Below are 18758 nucleotides of genomic sequence, written 5' to 3' on the forward strand. Positions count from 1 at the left end.
TGTGGTCTGGGTCAGGGGGTCGGCGCGAGGGCGATCGTCCAGGCGACGCCCCGGCTGCTGGCGGCGTCGGTGGTGGCGGTCAGCCCGCCGACCGGACCGGGCGGCACCGGTGCCCCACCGTCGACGAGCAGCGACGTCACGCGGCCGGCGCCGGTGCCGTAGGCGGCGGCGCGCTGCTGCACGCCGGCCGGCGGGGTCCAGACCGTCGTGGTGGCGGACTTGTCGGCCCACGCGGTGACCACCCAGGCCCCGGAGGGCGCGGCCACGGTGGGCGCGGTGTGGGTCGCGGTGCCGGCGTCGACCGAGGAGGCGATGGCGGTCGCGCCGATCGTCGGCGAGGCGTTGCGCCACGCCCCGATCGTCACCGTCGCCTTGGTGGTGGCGCTGAAGGTCACCGGCACCGTCGTCCCCGCGTCGCCGGCGCCGGCCGCCCGGGTGTAGACACCCGACCAGAGGCCGGCGTCGACCCGCGAGTCGCGCAGCGTCCAGCCGGCGGGCACGGTGGTGCCGGGCGTCGTCACGCCCGCCGCGACGACCATGACCAGCGCGTCGCCGACCTCGGTCTGCGGCACCGCCACCGCGGCCGAGGCGGCGTTGACCGCGACCCGGCTGCTGCCGACGTGGGAGATGTCGGAGACCACCGGCGGCGGCTCGACGTGGGTCGGCGCCAGGGCCAGCAGGCGGTTGCGCCAGTCGGCGTTCGACACGGTGGTCGGCGACCCCGAGGTGGTGGTGCCGTCGAAGGCGATCCGCGACATCGCGCCGGTCAGGGTGGAGGTGTAGTAGAGGAAGCCGTCGCTGACGAACATGCCGCCCACCCGCCGGAAGTCGATCGGGCTGGAGACGGAGAAGACCTCGGAGCCGACGATCCCGCTGTCGGTGCTAAACGAGCGGTACTGCAGCGTCGAGCTGGTGCTGCGCGCGTAGTAGATGCGCTCCCGGGAGTAGGCCAGGGCCTGCACGTCGTTGGCCAGCGCGGAGCCGTAGATGCTCGGGACCCGTCCGCCGTAGGAGGCGTTGCTCCCGGTGTCGACGCCCACCCAGGCGGGGTCGAGGTAGGGGTCGAGGCGGGCCGCCGGGCCGAGCGTCCGTCCGTCCCAGCTGCGGCGGTAGAGGTAGCCGTCGCTCGAGCCGTGGTAGAGGTTGCCACCGGCCCAGAAGCCACCGCGGGCGTTGCTCCAGCTGCTGGCCTCGATGATCGTCGGCGGGCCCGCGATGGTGCCGTCGAAGGTACGCCGGGTCAGCGTGCCGCCGCTGGCCACGAGCAGGTCGCCCGGCAGCGTCGCCGAGCCTGCGGACGCCTGGGCCGCGCCACCGGCGTAGGGGAACATCGCGATCCGGGGCCGGAACGACGTGCGGTTGCCGATCCACTCGGTGTCGCTGCCGACGTAGAGGCCGCGGCTGCCGGGGAAGATCTCGAACGCCGCGGCCCCGCGCGGGTTGCGGCCGGGGTTCCAGGCCAGCGGCAGCCCGGTGGAGGTGTCGAGGGCAGCCAGCCCGGGCCGCGGCACCGAGCCCTGCCCGGGGCTGTCGTTGCCGTCGACGTTGTTCATCCAGCGCTGGTGCCCGCCGACGTAGACCGCGTCGCCCGTGATGGCGACCCCCCAGAGGGTGTCGCCGCCGGTGTGGTCGATCCAGGTCGGCTGCACCTCCTGGCCGGTGCCGGCTGTCTCGAACCGCGCCGCGGTGTCGCACAGCGTGCCGACGTTCTTGCCGCCCGTGGTCGCGATGACGAAGTATGCGCCGTCGGGCGAGAAGGCGACGCCTCGCATGTAGCTGTCGTAGGACCAGCTGAAGCAGTAGGGCTCGTAGCGGCGGGTCCGCCAGTCGGCGCGCACGGTGGCGGTGGCGCCGAGGTCGGCGAGCAGCACCTGGTCGCGCGGCAGCCCGTCGGCGGTCTTGAAGTTGCCGATGACGACCATCCGCGAGCCGTCGGGGGTGACGTCGAGCTCCTTGACCCCCACCGCGCCCTGGGCGCCGGAGCCGCTGTCGTTGTGACGCCGGGCCAGCTGGATCGCCATCGCCCCTGTCACCGCCCCGGTGGTGGCGGAGAGGCTGGCCAGGCCGCCGCGGGTCTCGCCGCCGACCGTCGTGAACAGGCCGCCGACGTAGAGCTGGGAGCCGACCAGCGCGATGCTCGTCGCGGCGCCGTTCATCGCGGCGGCACGGAAGCCGGGCACCGGGTTACCGGTGGCCAGGTCGAGCAGCACCACCTTGCTGGTCTTGGCGCCGTTGACGGTGGTGAAGGCGCCGGCGACGTAGACCGTGCCGGCGGTGGGGCCGGGCGCCACGTCGTTGACGGCACCGTTGAGCACCGGGGCGAACGTCGTCGACAGGGCGCCGGTCTCGCGATCGAAGGCCAGGACGTAGGTCCGGGTGAGGCTGGGCTGGCCGCCGCCGTAGTTGCTGGCGCGGGTGAACGTGCCACCCAGCACGATCTGGCTGCCGACCTCGGCGATGGCGTGGACGGCACCGTCCTCGACCTTGGGCGTGGCGGTGGACGGCGACCAGCTGGGCGTCGTGGCGTCCTGTGCCTGCGCCTGCGGCACCGCCAGCGCGGCGAGCACGAGCGCGACGAGCACGCCGAACGACAGCCAGACCCCCGAGCCGGTCCGGAGAGACGGCACCTGCATGTCCTTGCGACCCCCGGTCCACGGCCGGACCCTGCCGGTCCGGCGCTCCGGCCACTGTCGTCCGCCGACCGGGCGCGGCCACGGGGTGGCCGGACCGTTACCCAATAGTGGTGGCGGCGCGCCGGGGCGGCCACGCCAGCAGCACCAGCGCGTGCACGAGGAACAGCCCCCAGAACGCCTCGTTGCCGCGGGCGGCGTAGAAGACCAGGTCGTCGAGGGTGCTGCCGAGCGAGACCTGCTTGAGCACCATCAGCGCCACCGGCGCGAGGAGCAGGAAGGCCAGCCATCCCACGACCCGGCTCGGGACGTCGGCGGCCCGGGGGTCGAGGAGCGAGCGGTGCAGGAGGTCGGCGCCGAAGGGGGCCAGCACAAGGGCGACCAGGCTCTCGGCCTGCAGGAGCACGAGCTCGGTGCTGTGGAACACGAGCATCAGCACCAGCACGGCGACCCCCGCGAGGGCGAAGGTCCGTCGGCGCGGTCGCCAGGCGTAGTAGGGCGCGAGCACGGCCGCGGCCAGCACCGGCTCGTTGAGGGTCTTCAGCCGCGGGTTGTCGAGGGTGAGCAGGAACAGCCCGACCACGACCAGCAGCGCGCTGACCGTCAGCACCAGCAACCAGAGCCGGGCGTCGCGGTCGGCCGACCGCAGGCCGCGGAGCCAGAGCAGCAGCCCGGTGGCGAGCAGGGCCAGGGCGAACGCCTCGCTGTTGTGGCCGACCTGGGTGGCCAGGCCGCCGGGCAGCAGGTGCGGCAGCACCTGACCGACGACCAGCAGCAGCGCCACGGCCTCGCCCGCCAGGAACAGCCCGACCCACCCCCGGGCGGGCAGCAGCGACGACGGGACGGACGGCGCCGCCCCCTCCGGGACCCGTACCTCTGCCATCGCGATCCCCCTCGTCCGGCCCGGTGGTGGCCGTGTCCATCCACCGGATTGGGTATCTGACGCGCAACGCCGGCGCGGCACGTCGTCAAGGCACGAGTCTTGGCACCCGGGTCGAGGGACTTCTCGCCCGATCGTGCTCTTACCCAAGTCGAGGGATGCCGCCGACCATGCCGCCGTCCGTGCCGCCGTCGCTGCCGCCGTCGCTGCCGCCGTCCGGCCAGCCGAGCCCACCGGCGTCCTCGGGCGCCGCGAGCGGGGGCCAGTGGGACGGCGCCGGGCCCCCGGTCACCGACTTCGGCTTCTACCAGCGGGTGCTGCGGCGGGGCTGGCGCGTCATCCTGGCCGGGTTGGCCGTGGGGCTCCTGCTCGGCACGGCGTGGTACGCCGCGGCGCCCCGCACCTACGCCGCGACCGCGTCGGTGCTGGTGACCGCGACCGGCGCCGACACCACCAGCACCGTCGGCGAGCGCACGGTGAGCGAGGCGGTCAACCTCGACACCGAGGCCCAGATCCTCACCTCGGCCGACGTGGTCGACCGGGTCCTCGAGGCGACCGGTGACGCGTTCCCGGCCCGCGGGATCCTCGACCACGTGGCGGTGCAGGTGCCGCCCAACACCAACGTCCTCGACATCACCGTCAGCGCAGACGACCCCCGGACCGCGCAGGAGGGGGCCCAGGCGTTCGCCGAGGCCTACCTCGCCAACCGCACCGAGGTCGCGGAGGAGTCGCTGGCCACGAGCACCTCCGAGTACGAGCAGCGGCTGGAGGCGGCCCAGGCCCAGCAGGCCGAGCTCACCGTCCAGCTCCGGGCGGCCGAGGAGGCCGGCGACGGCGAGACGGCCACCGGCCTGCGCACCCGGATCCAGGGCGTCACCGCCCAGATCGCGGCGCTGGCCCAGCGCCTGGTCGAGACCAGCAGCGTCGTGGTCACCGCCGGCCGGGTGATCAACGCACCCGAGCGGCCCAGCGCCCCCGTCTCCCCCGACCGCCAGCTGGTGCTCGGCTCCGCCGCGGCCCTCGGGCTGCTCCTCGGCGTGGGCAGCAGCATGTTCACCCAGCGGCAGCGACCGCGCCTGAGCACCGCCGACGACGTCCGGCGCGAGCTGCGGCTCCCGCTCCTGGCCGAGGTCCTGCCCGGAGCCAACGGGGTGATGCCGCCGATCGCCACCACCGAGACCGGGCAGGCGATCGCGTTCGCGCGGCTGCACCGCCGGATCAGCGACCTCGGCGCGCGGCGGGTGGTGCTCGCACCGGTCTCATCCGAGCCCGCGGCGCTGCACACGGCGTTCAACCTGGCCTGGCAGTTCGCGCGCCACGGCCAGCCCGCCCGGCTGGTCCTCGAGGACGGCGACACGCCGCCCGACCCGGCGACCATGGACCAGAGCGGTGGCGGCACCCTCGAGCTCGCGCCGGGCGAGCAGGACCCGGTCCTGCCCGTCGCGAGGTTCGTCGGGGAGGGCCTGCTCGCCACCCCGGCCCCGCTCGAGGTGATCGACCTCGCCGGCCGCCACGAGGCCCTCCCGCACCTGCCCGGCTCGGACGACGTGGTCACCGTCCTGTGCGTCCACCGCGACAGCCAGCTGCTGACCTTCCTGGCCCAGCCCGGCGACGCCGCCGTGCTGGTGGCCGAGAAGGACAAGGACCGCGCCCCCGACGCGCGCGACGCGCTGCAGCACCTCGAGGGCAGCGGCGCCCAGGTGGCGGGTGTCGTGCTGCACCCCTGGTACGGCGCCGGCATCCCGCGGCTGGTCGCGCCGTACGGCGAGGCGGCGCCCCGGAGCCGCACCATCGCCCAGAGCGCGACCCAGTTCGCGGCGGCCGTCGTCCGGCGCGGCCGGGGCCGGGGCGGCCTGCCGTCCCGACCGGCGCTGCCGCCGCAGCGGTCCTGAGCGCCGTGACCGTCGCCGCGCCCCCCGCGGGTGATGGGCTGCTGCGCGCCCTGCACCCCCGCGACCCGCTGTGGCCGCTGGCCTGCCTGGTGCTGCCGCTGCCGGTGTGGTGGCTGCTGGGCCTGGCCAACCTCGGGTGGTTCCTCGCCGCCGTGCCGATGGCCGTCTCGCTCGTCCGCCGCCGCCGGCTGCGGGTTCCGCCCGGCTTCGGCTGGTGGCTGGCCTTCCTGCTCTGGCTGGTGCTGAGCACCGCGATGCTCGGGCAGGACCCCACCGGCACCGTCGCGGAGCCGGCCAGCAGCCGGCTGCTGCCCGTGGCCTTCCGGTTCGCCGAGTACGGCTCGGCCACGGTGATGCTGCTCTGGGCGCTCAACCTCGACCCGGTGCGGGTCCCGGCGGCGCGGCTCGCCCGGATGCTGGCGGTGCTGTGCGGCTGGACCGTGGCCGGCGGGCTGCTCGGCCTGGTCGCCCCCACCTTCGAGCTGACCTCGGTCGTGGAGACCCTGCTGCCGGCCGGCATCGCCGACAACAGCTACGTGCAGGCGCTGGTGCACCCCGCGGCCGCGCAGGTCCAGGACGTGATCGGCACCGGCAACGCCCGGCCGTCGGCGCCGTTCGCCTACACCAACACCTGGGGCAACGCGCTCGGGCTGCTGCTCCCCTTCGCCGCGGCCGCGGCACTGCTGGCGCGCCGTCCGGCCGCGAGGTGGGGCTGGACGGCGCTCGCGGTCGTCGCGCTGGTGCCGGCGGTGCAGAGCCTCAACCGCGGACTGTGGGTGGCCCTGGCCCTGGGCCTGGCCCTGGTGGTCGTGCTGCTGTTCCGCTCGGGGCACACCTTCCCGGCGATGGCCGCGGTCACGGTCGCCGCGATCGGGCTGGTGGTGGTGGCGGTCAGCCCGCTCGGGGCGACGTTCACCGAGCGGCAGTCGGGCGAGGCCCCGAGCGACGAGATCCGCAGCTTCAGCATCGCCCGCTCGGTCGAGGTGGCCAGGGAGTCGCCGGTGCTGGGCTTCGGCGGCACCCGCGCCCAGGCCGGCAGCAGCGACTCCATCGCGGTCGGCAAGTCCGAGCGCTGCCCCAACTGCGGCAACCTCGCGCTCGGCACCAACGGCCAGCTCTGGTTCGCGCTCGTCGGACAGGGGTTCGTCGGCGCGTTCTTCTACGTCATGTTCCACGTCTCCCTGCTGCGCCGGTTCCTGCGCCGCACCGAGCCCGGCGACGGCGTGCTCGTGGCGTGCGGGGCGGTGGGGATGGCGCTGGCGCTGTGGTTCTGCCTGGTCTACGACCGCACCGGGCCCACCGGGTGCATCGAGTTCCTGGTGATCGCGGTCGCCGCCAAGCAGCTGGCCGACCGGGTGGTCCGGACCGACCCCGTCCGACAGCGAGTGTCGGCATGAGCCCCGACCTGCCTCAGCCGGACCTGCCCCGGCCGGACCTCCCCTGGTCGGACCTCCTCTGGCCGGGCACCTTCGGCACCGACCGGCGGTGGCTGGTGGTCGAGCGGGCCGGCTCGGTGCGCGCCCTGCTGCCCGCGAGCCCGCGCCGGGTGCGGCACGCCGCCCTGGCGCGCAGCAACGGACCGGAGCCGCTGGCCCGCCACCTGGCCCGACGCGCGTACGCCGCCGCGGCCACCGTGCGGGCGCCCCGCACCGTGGTCCTCCCCGGCACCGCGCTGGCCGACCGGCTGGGCGAGCACGTCGGCGAGGCCGTGCACCCGGTGGTGCAGCTCGGGCCGCCGCGGGCCAACCGCAAGCCGGTGGTGATCGCGCTCGACGGGCGCGGCCGGGTGCGTGCCGTCGCCAAGCTCGGCGTCACCGCGCTCACCGCCGGGCTGGTGCGCCGCGAGGCCGCGGCGCTGGCCGAGCTGGCCTGGCTCGACTCCCCCGCGCTCACGGTCCCCCGGCTGCTGGCGCTCGACGACTGGCAGGGCCATCCCCTGCTGGTGCAGTCGGCCGTGCCGACGGCCGGCCGGCACCGGGTGCCCGGCCCGGAGGCGCTGGTCGACGCCCTGGCGACGCTCGACACGCTGCCGGGCGAGCCGCCCGGTCCCGCGTCGTACGTCGCCGGGCTGGTGGACGCCGTCGGGGGGCTCGCCGGCGCCTCCGACCGCGACCTGCTCGGGGCCGCCCTCGCGGCGGTCGAGCCCGGTGCCGGGCGGCTGGTCCGCTCGCACGGCGACTGGTCGCCGCAGAACGTCGCGGCCGGACCCACCGGGGTCGTGGCCTGGGACTGGGAGCGGTCGGGGTGGCGGCCGGCGGGCTTCGACGCCCTCCACCTGGCGCTCCAGGCCCGGCTGGCCCGCGGGCCCGATCCCCAGTCCGGGGTATCCCTGCTGCTCACCGCCGGCGACGTCCTGGCGCGGTGCCACGATCGGAGCGCGACGGACTGGTCGCCCGAGGACACCGCGACGCTGCTCATGGTCGAGCTGGCGGCCCGCTACCTCGGTGACGGCCAGGCCGGCACCGGCTCGCCGGGCTCTCGGGTCATGGACTGGGTGACGCCGGCGCTGGCTCGGGTCACGGCCGCGCGCGGTGCCCGATGAGCCCGTTGGGGCAGAGGAGATGGGTGCGATGAGCGAGGTGGCGGTGCGGACGCCGACGGCGACCGCCGGACGCCGTCCCGACGGGCTGCGCGACGTCGCGCGCGCGGTGCGCGACGTGGCGGGGCGGGCGACCGCCGGGCAGCGGGTGCTGCCCGGGCTGCTGATCTCCGGCGGGCAGCGCTGCGGCACGACCTCGCTCTACAAGGCGCTGGTGCAGCAGCCCCACCTGCACCGGCCGGTGTGGCGCAAGGGCGTGCACTACTTCGACGTCGACCACCACCGCGGCCTGGACTGGTACCGCTCGCACTTCCCGCTGCACCGCACCCTGGCCCACACCACCGCGCGGTTCGGCGCCCCCTCGCTGGCCTTCGAGTCCAGCCCCTACTACCTCTTCCACCCGCTCGCCGGCCCGCGGATCGCGGCCGAGCTGCCCGACGTGCGGGTCGTGGTGCTGGTGCGCGACCCCGTCGAGCGGGCGTTCTCGGCCTGGGCCCACGAGCGCGCCCGCGGCTTCGAGCACCTCTCCTTCTCCGACGCGCTCGCCGCCGAGGAGGAGCGGCTGGCCGGCGAGGACGAGCGGCTGGCCGCCGACCCGTCGTACTCCTCCCATGCCCACCGCCACCAGGCCTACCGCGCCCGCGGGGAGTACGCGCCCCAGCTGGAGCGGCTCGCCGGGCTGCTCGGCCGCGAGCGGCTCAAGGTCGTCGACAGCCACCGCTTCTTCACCGAGCCCGAGCCGGTCCACGCCGACCTGCTGGCCTGGCTCGGCACCAGCGCGGTGGCGCCCACCACCTTCGAGCGCCACAACGCCCGTCCGCGCGACGCGATGCCCGCCGGGCTGCGCCGCCGCCTGGAGGAGCACTTCGCGCCGTACGACGAGCAGCTCGGCGCGTGGCTCGGCCGAGCGCCGTCGTGGCATGGCTGAGCCGGCCGACCGGCTGCTGAGCCGCCTGGGCGGGGGCAGCCTGCTGACCTTGGCCGGGGCGCTGGCCTCGGCGGTCAGCACGCTGCTGCTGGTGGTGCTGACCACCCGACTGCTCGCCCCCCACGACGCCGGCCTGGTCTTCGGGGTCACCTCCGGCTTCCTGCTCCTCGCCGCGCTCCTGCGCAGCGGTACGCCCACGGGCGTGGTGCTCTTCGTCTCCCGCGACGAGCACGCCGACGCCGCCCACGTGCGGGCCGTGGCCCGGCTGGCCACCCGGCCGGTGCTGCTCGTCTCGGTGCTGGTTGCCCTGGCTGCCGCACCCGCGGCAGCGTGGCTGGCCGACCGCTGGCGGCTGGAGGCCGGGCCCGCGGGGGTGGCCACCGTGCTGGTGCTGCTCGCGGGCCTGCCGGCGGCCGCACTGCTCGACACGGTGCTAGCCGTCAGCCGGGGCCGCCACGACATGCGCCCCACCGTGGTGGTCGACCGGCTGGCCCGGCCGCTGGCCCAGCTCGCGCTGACCGCCGTGGCGGCGGTGCACCCGACCGTGCTGACGGTGACCCTGGCGTGGACGCTGCCGTGGATCGGGGCGCTCGCCGCCGCCTGGTGGCTGACGCCCGCCCTCCGTGGGCCCGTCCTCCGCGGCAGCCGGCCGACCCCGGCGCCGCCCGGCCTGGGCCGCGAGCTGGCCCGGTTCGTGGTGCCGCGCGGGGTCACCACCCTGATCCAGGCCGCCTTCCAGCGCCTCGACATCGTGCTGGTCGCCTGGCTGGCCGGCCCGGCCGAGGCCGCGCTCTACACCGCGGCCACCCGGTTCGTGGTCGTCGTCCAGCTGGTGCAGCAGGCGGTGGCCGCGGCCGGCGAGCCGGCGCTCGGGCGCAGCCTCGCTGCGGCCCGCCGCGCCGACGCGCTCGCGGTGTTCCGCACCAGCACCGCCTGGGTGGTCGCCCTGGTCTGGCCGCTGCTGGTCGCCGCGGCCGTGCTGGCGCCGGAGTGGCTGACCGTCTTCGGCGACTCCTACGACGACGGCGTGCCGGTCGTGCTGGTGCTGGTGGCGGCGATGCTGGTGGCCACCGCCTCGGGGGCCAACGAGACCGTGCTCAACATGGCCGGCCGGGCGGGCGTGCTGGTCACCACCAACGCAGCCGCCCTCGCCGTGCTGGTGGGGCTCGACCTGTGGCTGGTGCCGAGCCACGGCGCCACCGGCGCGGCGATCGGCTGGGCGGCCGCGATCGTGGTCAAGAACCTGTCCGGGCTGGTGCTCGCCCGCCGGGTGCTGCCGGGCTCGCCGCTGTCGCGACCGGCGGTGCTCGGGGCGGCCCTGGGACTCGGCGCGGTCGGGCTGCTGCCGGTGCTGGGCTGGGCCACCGGCGCCGACCGGCTGCGCGTGGTCACGGCCGTGGTCGGCTGCACGCTCGTGCCGCTGCTCTGGCTGGCGCTGCGCCGGCCGCTCGGCCTCGACCCGCTGCTCGGCCGGCTCCCGCTCCGCACCCTGCGCCTCGGGGTGGCGCTGGTCGCGGCCACGGTCGCCGCGGCCGGAACGCTCGTGGCGGTGGCCGCCGACGGGCGCGACGACGCCCGCCCCGGAGCGTCGGCCGTGCTGGTCGGGGCGGCGGTCGACCAGGCGCTGCCGACCTCGGGCCCGCAGACCGCGGCGTACCTCGGCTTCGACGACACCATCGGTGCCCGCACCACGCTGGCCCATCTCTTCCGCACCTTCGACGAGCCGGTGCTGCCACCCGACCTCGACGACCTGGTCGCGAGCGGCAAGCAGGTCATGGTGTCGTGGAACGCCGCCGACGCGCCCGGCATCGCCGCCGGGGTCCACGACGACGTGCTGCGCGCCGCGGCCCGCGACGTCCGCGAGGCCGACACGCCGCTGCTGCTCCGGTTCCGCTGGGAGATGGACCGGCCCAACCTCCGCTCGACCGTCGGGTCGCCCGAGACCTACGTCGCCGCGTGGCGGCACGCCCGCGCGATCTTCGCCGAGGAGGGCGCGGACCGGGCGGCCTGGGTGTGGTGCCCGACCGCCGCGGGGTTCGAGCCCGGCGGCGACGCTGCGCGCTTCTACCCCGGCGACGACCAGGTCGACTGGCTCTGCGTCGACGCCTACCCCTTCAAGGAGCTGGTGCCGCTCGCCGACCTGCTGGCGCCGTTCCTGGCCTGGGCGCGCGACCGCCCGCACCCGGTGATGATCGGCGAGTTCGGCGTGCCGCGGATCGGCACCGACGCCGAGCGGGCGGCGTGGATCAGCGCGGCCGGCCGCTGGCTCGCGGGTCAGCCGTCGGTGCGCGGCGTCTGCTACTTCAGCCTCGACGTCCACGACGACGCCCGGGTGTTCCAGTTCGCCCTCGACCCCGGTAGCCGCGCGGCCCGGGCCTACGGCGACGTCGTGCGCCGACTCACGGGAGACACCGCATGAAGCCCCCTACCAACCCCCGCGTGCTGTTCCTGGCCGGCCTCGGCCGCAGCGGGACCACCCTGCTGGAACGCACCCTCGCCGAGGTCGACGGCGTGACCGCGCTGGGCGAGGTGATGCACCTGTGGGAGCGCGGGCTGGTGCGCAACGAGCTGTGCGCGTGCGGCGAGCCGTTCCTGGCCTGTCCGTTCTGGACCGCGGTCGGCGAGCGCGCCTTCGGCGGCTGGGCGAGCGTCGACCCCGAGCGGATGGCCCACCTCAAGGGTCGGGTCGACCGGGCCAGCCGGGTGCCGCTGATCGCCCGGGGCGGCGACTCCGGCTTCGCCCGCGACGTGCGCGAGTACGTCGCGGCGTACCTCGCGGTCTACCGCGCCGCCACCGACCTGACGGGCGACGTGCTGGTCGACTCGAGCAAGCAGTCGTCGCTGGCCTGGTGCCTCACGCTCGCCGAGGAGCTCGACCTGCGGGTCGTCCACTGCGTGCGCGACAGCCGCGGCGTCGCGCACTCCTGGGCCAAGAAGGTGGCCCGCCCCGAGGCCGTCGACGGGCGCGACGCCGAGATGACCCGCTACTCCCCCGCGCTCATCTCGGCGATGTGGACGCTGCACAACGCCACCTCCGAGCTGCTCGGACGGCGGGTGCCGGCGGTCCGGCTGCGCTACGAGGACTTCGTCGAGGCGCCGGTCGCCTCGACCCGTGCGGTGCTTGACCTCGCCGGCGTCGCCACCCCGGCGTCCCACGTGGCCGCCGACCGCGTGCGGCTCGGGCCGAGCCACTCCTGCGCCGGCAACCCGATGCGGTTCACCACCGGTGAGATCCCGCTGGTGCGCGACGACCAGTGGCGCTCGGCCCAGGCCACCGGTGCGCGCCGGCTGGTCACCGCGCTCACCGCGCCGCTGCTCGCGCACTACGACTACGTCGGGGCGGGGTCGTGACCGGGCAGCCGAGCGTCGGCGTCGTCGTTCCGACCCGCGACCGGCCCGAGCTGCTGCGCCGGGCCCTGGCCGCGATCGCCGCCCAGGACTTCGGGGGCCGGGTCGAGACGGTCGTGGTCTTCGACGGCACCGAGCCCGACCTCTCCCTCGAGGTCGACGGCGACCGGCCGGTGCGGGTGGTGCGCAACACCCGCACCCCGGGGCTGGCGGGTGCCCGCAACAGCGGGATCCTGGCTCTCGACACCGACTTCGTGGCGTTCTGCGACGACGACGACCACTGGCTGCCGGCCAAGCTCTCGCGGCAGGTCGAGCGGGCGCTGCGGGCCGACCGACCCGAGCTGGTGACCTGCTCGATCACCGTCGACTTCGACGGGCGGCGCAGCGACCGGGTCGCCGGCACCGACACCGTCACGCACGCCGACCTGACCCGGTCGATCCTGGCGATGCTGCACTCGTCGTGCCTGTTCTTCGACCGGGCCGCGCTGGTCGACGGGATCGGGCTGGTCAACGAGCAGATCCCTGGCAGCCAGAACGAGGACTGGGACATCAAGCTCCGCGCGGCGGCGCGCGGACCGATCGCCCACCTCGACGAGCCGCTCGTCGTCGTGCAGTGGGGTCGCAGCTCGATGTTCGCCCGGCGCTGGGACACCAAGATCGCCTCGCTGGAGTGGATGCTGCGCGAGCACCCGGCCATCGCCGCGGACCGCCGGGGTGCCGGCCGGGTCTTCGGGCAGCTCGCGTTCGCCGAGGCCGCCCGGGGCGACCGGCGGGCGGCGTGGCGGTGGGTGCGTCGGGCGCTGCGGGCCGACCCTCGGCAGTGGCGCGCGGTGGTGACGCTGCCGGTGCTGGCCGGGGCGGTGCCGGCCGACACCGTGCTCAACACGCTGCACCGGTGGGGCCGCGGGGTCTGACGCCGGCCACCGGCGGTCCGGGGTCAGCGGCCGGGACGGCGGGGGCGCTGCTCGGCGGCCATTCCCCAGGAGGAGTCGCGGCCGGTCACGACCGGTCCAGGGACGGCACCGGTGCCGGACGGGTCACCACCCGCGCGGCCGCCTCGGCGAGGTGGCTCGCCTCGAGCCGCTCGCCGGGGCGGACCAGCACGGCCAGGCCGCGCTCGGCGAGCATCTCGCACATCCGCACCTGGTGGTCGTCGCAGTGCTCGCCGAAGTCGGCGGTGCGGGGCAGCACCACCGGCACCTTGCCGGCGGCCAGCGCGGTCAGCACCGAGCCGGCCCCGCCGTGGGTGATGACGACCGAGGCCAGCGACATCGCCAGCGAGAGCTCGTCGGGCTTGAGCCAGCGGTTGCGCGAGACGCCGTCGCTGGGGTGGGTGCTGCCGATCTGCCAGGTGATGTCGGCCCCGCGGAGCACGGAGTCCTGCACCATCCGGACCGCCCGAGGGAACGGGAACTTCTCGCTGCCCAGCGCCACCACGGCGCTGCGCAGCTCGACCGGCTCGCCCGGCGTCACGTCGTACGACGCGAACACGTCGGGCTCCTGCTCCCAGCGCCGGCCCCAGCCGGTGACCGGGGCGAAGGTGCGGGTGCGCGGCAGCCGGGCCGCGACCCGGCCCATGACCGACGGGGCGTCGAGGCGGGCCACCGACTCGACGTAGTGCACCGGGGTGCGGTGGAGCGCCGCCGCGACCAGGTGGGGCAGCGCCTGCGCGGCGCCGGCGGTGACGACCAGGCTGGGCCGCAGCTCGCGGTGGAGCCGCAGCGCGGGGCGCAGGTTGCGCATCGCGTTGCGCAGGTCGCGGCTGCTCACCGGCGGCACCCAGGAGACGGCCGGCACCCCGGTCAGGCGGGCCTCGGTCTGGCGGGTCTGCGGCACCACCCAGTGCACGTCGTCGTAGCCGCGCCGCTCGGCGATCGCCTCGAGCTCGGTGAAGTGCCCGCCGGAGCTGCTGACCAGCAGGACCGGACCGGCGGTGCGCGGCGCCCCGACGCTGCGGGCCGGCGCCTCCGACCTGGTGGACGGTCGCGCCAGCTGGTCGCTGCTCATGGGTCGCCTCTCGGGGTCAGCCTGGTCCGGAGGCTCCATCAGAGCCCGGCCGGGCGGCCCCGCCGGCGGGCGTGGGGGCAATTACCCAAGTCGCGGTAACCCGCAGGTCACCCGCCGTTCGCCGGGCGCGACGGGCGTCAGGCGTGACCGTCGAACATCGAGGTGACCGAGCCGTCCTCGAAGACCTCGCGGATCGCGCGGGCGACCAGCGGCGCGATCGAGAGGCAGGTGAGCTTGTCGAACTCGCGGTCCGGCGAGAGCGGCAGCGTGTTGGTGACGATGACCTCCGCCGCCGACGAGTTCTTGAGGCGGTCGACCGCGGGGTCGGAGAGGATCGCGTGGGTCGCGGCGATGACGACGCCCGCGGCGCCGTCCTCCATCAGCGCCTCGGCGGCCTTCACGATGGTGCCGCCGGTGTCGATCATGTCATCGACCAGCACGCACATCCGCCCGGCGACCTCGCCGACGACCCGGTTGGCGACGGTCTCGTTGGGGCGGTCGGTGCGGCGGGACTTGTGGATGAAGGCCAGCGGCGCACCACCGAGCCGGGCCGACCAGCGCTCGGCCACCTTGATCCGGCCCGCGTCGGGCGAGACGACCGCGAGCGGCTGGTCGCCGTAGCGCTCCTTGACGTGGTCGGCCAGGATCGGGAGCGCCATCAGGTGGTCGACCGGGCCGTCGAAGAAGCCCTGCACCTGGTCGGCGTGGAGGTCGACGGTGATCAGCCGGTCGGCGCCCGCGGTCTTGAACAGGTCGGCGACCAGGCGCGCGGTGATCGGCTCGCGGCCGCGGTGCTTCTTGTCCTGGCGGGCGTAGCCGTAGAACGGCATGACCACCGTGATCCGCTTGGCGCTCGCCCGCTTGAGGGCGTCGACCATGATCAGGTGCTCCATGATCCACTCGTTGATCGGAGCCGTGTGGCTCTGGATCACGAAGGCGTCGCAGCCGCGCACCGACTCCTCGAAGCGGACGTAGAGCTCGGAGTTGGCGAACTGGTACGCCGACTGCGGCACCAGCTCGGTGCCGAGCAGGTCGGCGACCTCCTGGGCGAGCACGGGGTGCGCCCGGCCGCTGAAGACCATCAGGTTCTTCTCGGTGGCCCGCTTCATTCCGGTCACGGTGTGGCTCCTGGCTCGCCGGGCGTGTCAGTCAGGATTCTGCTCCACCTGTGGGCGCCTGCCCAACTCCGGGGTCGGCCTGGTGAGACGGCTCACGTTCACCCGCCGTTCGCCCGCCCGACGCCGCCTCGGCCGCCTCCGCCTGGGCGGTGCCCGCACGCCGCCGCTGGGCCCACTCCTCGAGGTTGCGCTGGGGGCCGCTGCTGACCGCGAGCGCGCCCGGGGGGACGTCGCGCCGCACCACGGTGCCGCCCGCCGTACCGGCTCCGTCGCCGATCTCGACGGGCGCGACGAAGGTGTTGTTGGAGCCGGTGCGGGCATGCCGGCCCACCACCGTGCGGTGCTTCCGCACGCCGTCGTAGTTGGCGAAGATCGTGCCGGCGCCGATGTTGGTGCCCTCGCCGATCTCGGCGTCGCCGACGTAGGACAGGTGCGGCACCTTGGCGCCTTCGCCGATGTCGGCGTTCTTGGTCTCCACGAAGGTGCCGACCTTGCCCGCGGCGCCGAGCCGCGTGCCGGGTCGGAGGTAGGCGAACGGACCGACGGTCGCCTCCGGGCCGACCACGGCCAGCTCGCCGTGGGTGCGGACGACACGGGCCCCGGGCCCGACCTCGCAGTCCTTGAGCGTGGTGTCGGGGCCGATCACGGCGTCCTCGGCCACGACGGTCGCGCCGAGCAGCTGGGTGCCGGGCAGGATCGTCACGTCGGGCTCGAGCACGACGTCGGCGTCGATCCAGGTGGTCGCGGGGTCCATCACCGTGACGCCCTCGCGCATCCACCTAGTCACGGTCCGCTGGTTGAGCTCGCGGCCGAGCTCGGCGAGCTGGGCCCGGTCGTTGGCGCCCGCGGTCTGGGCCACGTCGTCGATCGCCCACGCCCCGACGGTGAGCCCGGCCTCGCGGGCCAGCCCGACGAGGTCGGTGAGGTAGTACTCCCCCTTGGCGTTGTCGTTGCTCAGCCGCGGCAGCGCCTCGGCAAGGAATGCCGCGTCGAAGGCCAGGATCCCGGAGTTGACCTCCGCGATCTCGCGCTGCTCGGGAGTCGCGTCCTTCTCCTCGACGATGCCCTCGACCTCGCCCTCGGCGTCGCGGACGATCCGCCCGTAGCCGAACGGGTCGGGCACGACGCCACTGAGGATGCTCACCGCCCGCTGGGCCGCCTCGTGCTCGGCGGCGAACGCGCGCAGCGACTCGGCCTCCAGCAGCGGGGTGTCGCCGTTCGCGACGACGACCGTGCCGTCGGCGACCCCGGCCGCCTCGACGGCGACCCGCACCGCGTGCCCGGTGCCGCGCTGCTCCTCCTGCACCGCGAGCACCACGTCGGGCAGCAGTCCCTGGATGTGCGGCCCCACCTGCTCGCGCTGGTGCCCCACGACCGCCACCACCCGGCTCGGCGCCACCGCCTGCACGGTCGTGAGCACGTGCCCGATCATGCTCCGCCCACCGATCTCGTGGAGCACCTTCATCGTCTTCGACCGCATCCGGGTGCCGCCCCCCGCGGCGAGGACGATGACGGTCAGGTTGTCAGGCAACGGGTTCCTCCGGCGGTCGACGACCGCCCCACTCTAGGACCTGCCTCCGAGGGAGCTGTTCCTGCTGGTGTCCGCTGGTTGAGGAAGGACGAGGTCCTTCACTCGTTACCCGGTGAGACGACAACCCTCCCGCAACCACTGCGGGGCGACTCAGGTTTCGCCGAGCCGTCGTTAATTAACGCCGGCTCGGCGCACCACGGGCGCTGGTTGAGGTGCGAGGAGCGCTAGCGACGAGCCTCGAAACCCGGCAAGTCGAACGCCCTCCCTGGACCGACCAGGGTTCGGAGACCTCCTGCGGCTGACTCGGCCGCCCGCGCGCCTACCTGGTCGGGTCTCGACGTCAAGGCTTCCCTGCGGCGCCTTCGGCGGCCTTGACCCCGAGCCTCTCCCGACCAGGTGGGACGGCGCACTCCCGGCACTCGCAAGCTCGCGCCGCCAGCACTGCGCGGGCGTTGGACGACCACCGGTGGTCGAGCAGCGAGCGCCAGCGAGCGTCGTCGAGACCCCAGTACGGCGACAGCCCTCCGGTGGGACGGTGGGCGTTTGGCCGGCGGGGGTTTCGAGACAGTCGCTAGCGCGACTTCCTCAACCAGCGGTGGGGCGCCGGGCGCTAGCGACGAGCCTCGAAACCCAGCGCCTCCCGACCGCGGTAACGATCAGGTCACAACCCGAATCCCGTTGTGGACAACGCGAAAAACGGCCGAGCACTGTCGGTGGTCGGTGCTTGGATCGAGGTATGACAGGCACTCGGGACCAGCTGATCGCGGCACTGCGCCGCGAGCAGCAGGCTGCCGACCGAGCCGAGGCCAACAAGCTCCGACTCGCGTGCGAGTGGGCCGACCTCCACCCCGCCGAGTCGATCGTCCCCGCGATGGAGAGGTGGGAGGACGCCGACGTCCTCGGCGGCGAAGGAATCCCCGAAGTAGCCGAGTTCTGCATCGCCGAGCTCGGCCTCGCGCTCGGCACCTCCACCCACGCCGCCCGGCTCCTGCTCGCCGAGGCCCTCGAGCTGCGCCACCGCCTCAAGCGGCTCTGGGCACGCGTCCAGGACGGCGAGGTCCAGGCCTGGAAGGCCCGCACCGTCGCCAAGCACACCATCGCACTGCCGCCCGCGGTCGCGGCGCACGTCGACTCCCAGCTAGAAACCCGCGCCGCACGCCTCGGGCCCAGGCAGGTCGAGAACCTCGTCACCGAAGCGATCCTCCGCCTCGACCCCGACCGGGCCGAGCGCGACCGACAAGCCGCGCTCGCCAAGCGGTACGTGCGGATCACCCACGGACGTCACGGCATCGCCTGGGTCGACGCCCAGGTCGACACCGCCACCGCCCTCCAGCTCGAGACCGCGATCGCGGCCGGCGCCAAGACCATCGAGACCGACGAACCCCTCGACCTCCGACGCGCGAAGGCCCTCAGCCACCTCGTCAAGGGCGACACCACCGTCGTGGTCCACCTCCACGACCAAGCCGTCGGCCTGCTCGACAACACCCGCGAGCCCGTCACCCTCGACCAGGTCGCCGACTGGTGCGGTCAAGCCACCACCGTCAAGCCCGTCCAGGTCATCGACCTCAACACCCACCACCAGACCGACAGCGCCGAGGTCCCAGCCCGGCTCAAGCGCCAAGCCGAGCTGATCTTCCACACCTGCGCCTTCCCCCACTGCACCCGCCCAGCCACCAGCTGCGACACCGACCACACCGTCGCCCACGACGACGGCGGACCCACCTGCTCCTGCAACCTCGTCCCGCTCTGCCGGCGGCATCACCGCCTCAAGACCCACACCCTGTGGACCTACGACCGCACCGACCCACAAACAGTCGAGTGGACCAGCCCCCACGGCCTCACCGCCCGCCGCGACCCCACCGGCACCTGGGAACCCTGACCAACC

Annotated in this window: 13 protein-coding genes; 8 read left to right on the top strand and 5 right to left on the bottom strand. The window is 74.9% G+C overall.

Going from position 1 to position 18758, the window contains the following annotated elements:
- Positions 1-11: 11 nt before the first annotated feature.
- Together JT721_RS03455 and JT721_RS03460 are read right to left on the bottom strand one after the other, a co-directional pair.
- Positions 12-2627 (bottom strand): hypothetical protein, encoded by a 2616-nt coding sequence (locus JT721_RS03455; RefSeq protein WP_205471501.1) that lies wholly within the window; start codon positions 2625-2627, stop codon positions 12-14.
- Positions 2628-2730: 103 nt separating this feature from the next.
- The gene (locus JT721_RS03460; RefSeq protein ID WP_205471502.1) at positions 2731-3513 is read right to left on the bottom strand and encodes a hypothetical protein; all 783 of its coding nucleotides are present in this window, start codon (positions 3511-3513) and stop codon (positions 2731-2733) included.
- Positions 3514-3668: 155 nt separating this feature from the next.
- Here JT721_RS03460 and JT721_RS03465 point away from each other — a divergent pair, with 155 nt between their 5' ends.
- The 7 genes from JT721_RS03465 to JT721_RS03495 are packed head-to-tail and all read left to right on the top strand — an operon-like array spanning position 3669 to position 13131.
- Positions 3669-5402: a Wzz/FepE/Etk N-terminal domain-containing protein gene (locus tag JT721_RS03465; protein WP_205471503.1), complete on the top strand. Its 1734-nt coding sequence runs from the start codon at positions 3669-3671 to the stop codon at positions 5400-5402.
- Positions 5403-5407: 5 nt separating this feature from the next.
- Positions 5408-6799, top strand: a complete 1392-nt coding sequence (locus tag JT721_RS03470) for a hypothetical protein (protein WP_205471504.1) — start codon at positions 5408-5410, stop codon at positions 6797-6799.
- A complete protein-coding gene (locus tag JT721_RS03475; RefSeq protein ID WP_205471505.1) occupies positions 6796-7944 on the top strand; it encodes a phosphotransferase in 1149 nt (382 codons plus the stop codon). The genes JT721_RS03470 and JT721_RS03475 overlap by 4 nt, the downstream gene beginning before the upstream one ends.
- A 28-nt stretch (positions 7945-7972) precedes the next feature.
- On the top strand, positions 7973-8869 hold the full coding sequence (locus tag JT721_RS03480; protein WP_205471506.1) for a sulfotransferase domain-containing protein: 897 nt from the start codon (positions 7973-7975) through the stop codon (positions 8867-8869).
- Positions 8862-11288 (top strand): oligosaccharide flippase family protein, encoded by a 2427-nt coding sequence (locus JT721_RS03485; protein ID WP_205471507.1) that lies wholly within the window; start codon positions 8862-8864, stop codon positions 11286-11288. The genes JT721_RS03480 and JT721_RS03485 overlap by 8 nt, the downstream gene beginning before the upstream one ends.
- Positions 11285-12220, top strand: coding sequence for a sulfotransferase (locus JT721_RS03490; RefSeq protein ID WP_205471508.1), 936 nt, complete (start codon positions 11285-11287; stop codon positions 12218-12220). The genes JT721_RS03485 and JT721_RS03490 overlap by 4 nt, the downstream gene beginning before the upstream one ends.
- Complete coding sequence (locus tag JT721_RS03495; protein ID WP_205471509.1) at positions 12217-13131, top strand: glycosyltransferase; 915 nt, start codon at positions 12217-12219, stop codon at positions 13129-13131. The genes JT721_RS03490 and JT721_RS03495 overlap by 4 nt, the downstream gene beginning before the upstream one ends.
- Positions 13132-13216: 85 nt before the next feature.
- On the opposite strand, the gene JT721_RS03500 is transcribed toward JT721_RS03495, so the two are convergent.
- The 3 genes from JT721_RS03500 to glmU all read right to left on the bottom strand — a co-directional run bounded on the left by JT721_RS03500 (position 13217) and on the right by glmU (position 16873).
- Positions 13217-14224: a glycosyltransferase gene (locus tag JT721_RS03500; protein ID WP_205471510.1), complete on the bottom strand. Its 1008-nt coding sequence runs from the start codon at positions 14222-14224 to the stop codon at positions 13217-13219.
- Between the two features lie 137 nt (positions 14225-14361).
- Positions 14362-15333: a ribose-phosphate diphosphokinase gene (locus tag JT721_RS03505; protein ID WP_205471682.1), complete on the bottom strand. Its 972-nt coding sequence runs from the start codon at positions 15331-15333 to the stop codon at positions 14362-14364.
- A gap of 40 nt (positions 15334-15373) precedes the next feature.
- Positions 15374-16873: a bifunctional UDP-N-acetylglucosamine diphosphorylase/glucosamine-1-phosphate N-acetyltransferase GlmU gene (gene glmU, locus JT721_RS03510; RefSeq protein ID WP_205471511.1), complete on the bottom strand. Its 1500-nt coding sequence runs from the start codon at positions 16871-16873 to the stop codon at positions 15374-15376.
- A 736-nt stretch (positions 16874-17609) separates the two neighbouring features.
- On the opposite strand from glmU, the gene JT721_RS03515 reads away from it, so the two are divergent.
- On the top strand, positions 17610-18752 hold the full coding sequence (locus JT721_RS03515) for an HNH endonuclease signature motif containing protein (RefSeq protein WP_205471512.1): 1143 nt from the start codon (positions 17610-17612) through the stop codon (positions 18750-18752).
- Positions 18753-18758: the final 6 nt, after the last annotated feature.

The organism is Nocardioides sp. SYSU D00038 (genome assembly GCF_016924665.1).
In the GTDB taxonomy this organism is placed as follows: domain Bacteria; phylum Actinomycetota; class Actinomycetes; order Propionibacteriales; family Nocardioidaceae; genus Nocardioides.

Coding starts and splice junctions, on each gene's coding strand:
- JT721_RS03485 (WP_205471507.1), top strand. CDS start 8,862: ATGGCTGAGCCGGCCGACCGGCTGCTGAGCCGCCTGGGCGGGGGCAGC.
- JT721_RS03460 (WP_205471502.1), bottom strand. CDS start 3,513: ATGGCAGAGGTACGGGTCCCGGAGGGGGCGGCGCCGTCCGTCCCGTCG.
- JT721_RS03475 (WP_205471505.1), top strand. CDS start 6,796: ATGAGCCCCGACCTGCCTCAGCCGGACCTGCCCCGGCCGGACCTCCCC.
- JT721_RS03500 (WP_205471510.1), bottom strand. CDS start 14,224: ATGAGCAGCGACCAGCTGGCGCGACCGTCCACCAGGTCGGAGGCGCCG.
- JT721_RS03480 (WP_205471506.1), top strand. CDS start 7,973: ATGAGCGAGGTGGCGGTGCGGACGCCGACGGCGACCGCCGGACGCCGT.
- JT721_RS03505 (WP_205471682.1), bottom strand. CDS start 15,333: ATGAAGCGGGCCACCGAGAAGAACCTGATGGTCTTCAGCGGCCGGGCG.
- JT721_RS03515 (WP_205471512.1), top strand. CDS start 17,610: ATGACAGGCACTCGGGACCAGCTGATCGCGGCACTGCGCCGCGAGCAG.
- JT721_RS03490 (WP_205471508.1), top strand. CDS start 11,285: ATGAAGCCCCCTACCAACCCCCGCGTGCTGTTCCTGGCCGGCCTCGGC.
- JT721_RS03465 (WP_205471503.1), top strand. CDS start 3,669: ATGCCGCCGACCATGCCGCCGTCCGTGCCGCCGTCGCTGCCGCCGTCG.